This is a genomic window from Aestuariivivens sp. NBU2969, from assembly GCF_019931125.1.
GTDB classification, from domain to species: Bacteria; Bacteroidota; Bacteroidia; order Flavobacteriales; family Flavobacteriaceae; genus Aestuariivivens; species Aestuariivivens marinum.
In genome coordinates, this window is sequence record NZ_JAIOUU010000044.1 from 2,501 (window position 1) to 5,717 (window position 3,217).

At 47.3% G+C, this 3,217-nt stretch carries 1 protein-coding gene, 2 tRNA genes and 2 rRNA genes (1 of these 5 only partly in view); all 5 read right to left on the reverse strand.

Annotated features, from left to right (window positions below):
* Positions 1-533 (reverse strand): 23S ribosomal RNA (locus tag K7G79_RS14485) (it extends 2,291 nt beyond the left edge of the window).
* A gap of 272 nt (positions 534-805) precedes the next feature.
* A tRNA-Ala gene (locus tag K7G79_RS14490) sits at positions 806-879 on the reverse strand.
* A 162-nt stretch (positions 880-1,041) separates the two neighbouring features.
* Positions 1,042-1,115: transfer RNA gene (locus K7G79_RS14495), tRNA-Ile, on the reverse strand.
* Between the two features lie 165 nt (positions 1,116-1,280).
* Positions 1,281-2,798, reverse strand: a 16S ribosomal RNA gene (locus tag K7G79_RS14500).
* Together the 16S and 23S rRNA genes with 2 tRNA genes alongside form the textbook arrangement of a ribosomal RNA operon.
* A 112-nt stretch (positions 2,799-2,910) precedes the next feature.
* The coding region (locus K7G79_RS14505) for a hypothetical protein (protein ID WP_223552316.1) at positions 2,911-3,217 on the reverse strand (307 nt) is incomplete at its 5' end.

A 3,217-nucleotide genomic window follows, 5' to 3' on the forward strand; every position in this document is an offset into this window, starting at 1 on the left:
GTTCTCTTTCACTCCCTTATTCAGGGTTCTTTTCACCTTTCCCTCACGGTACTGGTTCACTATCGGTCTCTCAGGAGTATTTAGCCTTACCGGATGGTCCCGGCAGATTCACACAGGGTTCCACGTGCCCCGCGCTACTCAGGATACTGCTATCTTATTGGTCTTTGCCCATACGGGACTATCACCCCCTGTGGTCTGTCTTTCCAAACAGTTCCGGTTCATCCCAACTCGAATATCGCAGTCCTACAACCCCGGCATTGCCTTAACAACACCGGTTTGGGCTAATCCGCGTTCGCTCGCCACTACTAACGGAATCACTTTTGTTTTCTCTTCCTCCGGGTACTTAGATGTTTCAGTTCCCCGGGTTCGCCTCCCTTACGGAATAATGCAGCTTCACTGCACTGGGTTGCCCCATTCGGACATCCGCGGATCAATTCGTGTGTGCCGATCCCCGCGGCTTTTCGCAGCTTATCACGTCCTTCTTCGCCTCTGAGAGCCTAGGCATCCCCCATACGCCCTTGTCTAGCTTATTGTACTTTTTTGCTTTTTTAATGAGTTCAACTAATTGCTCGTTACAATTAATTTAGTTCTATCAGATATTTCTATCTAATTTCTTTTTTTCATGTATCTTGTTCCAATATGTCAATGAACTTTACCAAAATGTAAGCTTTTCGAAGTGTTGCTACGCAACCAACCTCAAACTCCCATTTTGAAAAACTTTTAAAAACACCCTCGCCAATCAAAATAATCGAGCAAGCTCGCTATTTCTCTTTACTCGGACATTACCCTTTAAAAGTTTTATCTGTGGAGAATATCGGAGTCGAACCGATGACCTCTTGCGTGCAAGGCAAGCGCTCTAGCCAGCTGAGCTAATCCCCCATTTCCTTGGTAAGCAGTATTCAGTTTGCAGTTAGCAGTAACTAAATCTGCAACTTTGGGTTGCTTAACTTCTAGAATTTCCTTTATTTTTATGAACATCTTAAAACCAAAAGCCTATAAGCTAATTTTACACTTTTCACTTATAACTTTTAACTTTGACAGTAGTCTCAGGCAGACTCGAACTGCCGACCTCTACATTATCAGTGTAGCGCTCTAACCAGCTGAGCTATGAGACTGTTTCCTTTTTGTCTAGGCGTTTGTACGTTTAGCCGTTTAGCTTTGTCCCCTAAACCCCTTTAACATCAAACTTCTAAACCTTAATATAATATAAATTGACAGCGACAGAGAACAAACCCCTCCTTGCACCTACAAATGGCACCTTTAAGGCCGTCTTTCTCTAGAAAGGAGGTGTTCCAGCCGCACCTTCCGGTACGGCTACCTTGTTACGACTTAGCCCTAGTTACCGATTTTACCCTAGGCCGCTCCTTGCGGTGACGGACTTCAGGCACTCCCAGCTTCCATGGCTTGACGGGCGGTGTGTACAAGGCCCGGGAACGTATTCACCGGATCATGGCTGATATCCGATTACTAGCGATTCCAGCTTCACGGAGTCGAGTTGCAGACTCCGATCCGAACTGTGATATGGTTTATAGATTCGCTCCTACTCGCGTAGTGGCTGCTCATTGTCCATACCATTGTAGCACGTGTGTAGCCCAGGACGTAAGGGCCGTGATGATTTGACGTCATCCCCACCTTCCTCACGGTTTGCACCGGCAGTCTTGTTAGAGTTCCCGACTTCACTCGCTGGCAACTAACAACAGGGGTTGCGCTCGTTATAGGACTTAACCTGACACCTCACGGCACGAGCTGACGACAACCATGCAGCACCTTGTAAGCAGTCCGAAGAAAGGGACATCTCTGCCCCATGCAGCCTACATTTAAGCCCTGGTAAGGTTCCTCGCGTATCATCGAATTAAACCACATGCTCCACCGCTTGTGCGGGCCCCCGTCAATTCCTTTGAGTTTCATTCTTGCGAACGTACTCCCCAGGTGGGATACTTATCACTTTCGCTTAGCCACCCAGCCGAAGCCGGACAGCTAGTATCCATCGTTTACGGCGTGGACTACCGGGGTATCTAATCCCGTTCGCTACCCACGCTTTCGTCCATCAGTGTCAATGTACTGTTAGTAACCTGCCTTCGCAATCGGTATTCTATGTAATATCTATGCATTTCACCGCTACACTACATATTCTAGCTACTTCACAGTAATTCAAGAAAGCCAGTATCAAAGGCAATTCTACAGTTGAGCTGCAGGATTTCACCTCTGACTTAACCTTCCACCTACGGACCCTTTAAACCCAATGATTCCGGATAACGCTTGGATCCTCCGTATTACCGCGGCTGCTGGCACGGAGTTAGCCGATCCTTATTCTTACGGTACCGTCAGAGCCCTACACGTAGGGCGGTTTCTTCCCGTATAAAAGCAGTTTACAACCCATAGGGCAGTCTTCCTGCACGCGGCATGGCTGGATCAGGCTTCCGCCCATTGTCCAATATTCCTCACTGCTGCCTCCCGTAGGAGTCTGGTCCGTGTCTCAGTACCAGTGTGGGGGATCCCCCTCTCAGGGCCCCTACCTATCGTTGCCATGGTGTGCCGTTACCACACCATCCAGCTAATAGGACGCATGCCCATCTCTTACCGTAACCTTTAACCACGCCACCATGCAGTGGTGTGGTGCCATGGGGTGTTAATCTTCATTTCTAAAGGCTATCCCCCAGTAAGAGGTAGGTTGCATACGCGTTACGCACCCGTGCGCCGGTCGTCAGCGGAAGCAAGCTCCCCTGTTACCCCTCGACTTGCATGTGTTAGGCCTGCCGCTAGCGTTCATCCTGAGCCAGGATCAAACTCTTCATCGTTAAATCTTAAATAATGTTAACGAACCTAAGGAACCTCGGTACTCAAAATGGTCTATTCTCTTGTCGATGGCAACCGTTTCCAATCGCCACCTTACGCTGTCAATCCAATATGTCAATAGAACTTCTTTTGCTTGGCCAAACCTCGTTTCCTCGTTTGGCGGGTGCAAATATAAAACCCTTTTTTATCCCCCACAATACTTTTTGCCTTTTTTTTGAAAAAAATTTCCATGCCCCCCGAAAGCGACCAAAAACAACCTATTATAAGGAACGTTTTCCCAAAAACGGACATCCCCGTTTTTGCGGCTGCAAACATACCACACTTTTCCCTTTCCACAAGAACTTTTTGTACTTTTTTTTTAATATTTTTTTGCCCCAATCTTAACTGCCTTATATCCCGATATTTATGAACAAAACTTTTT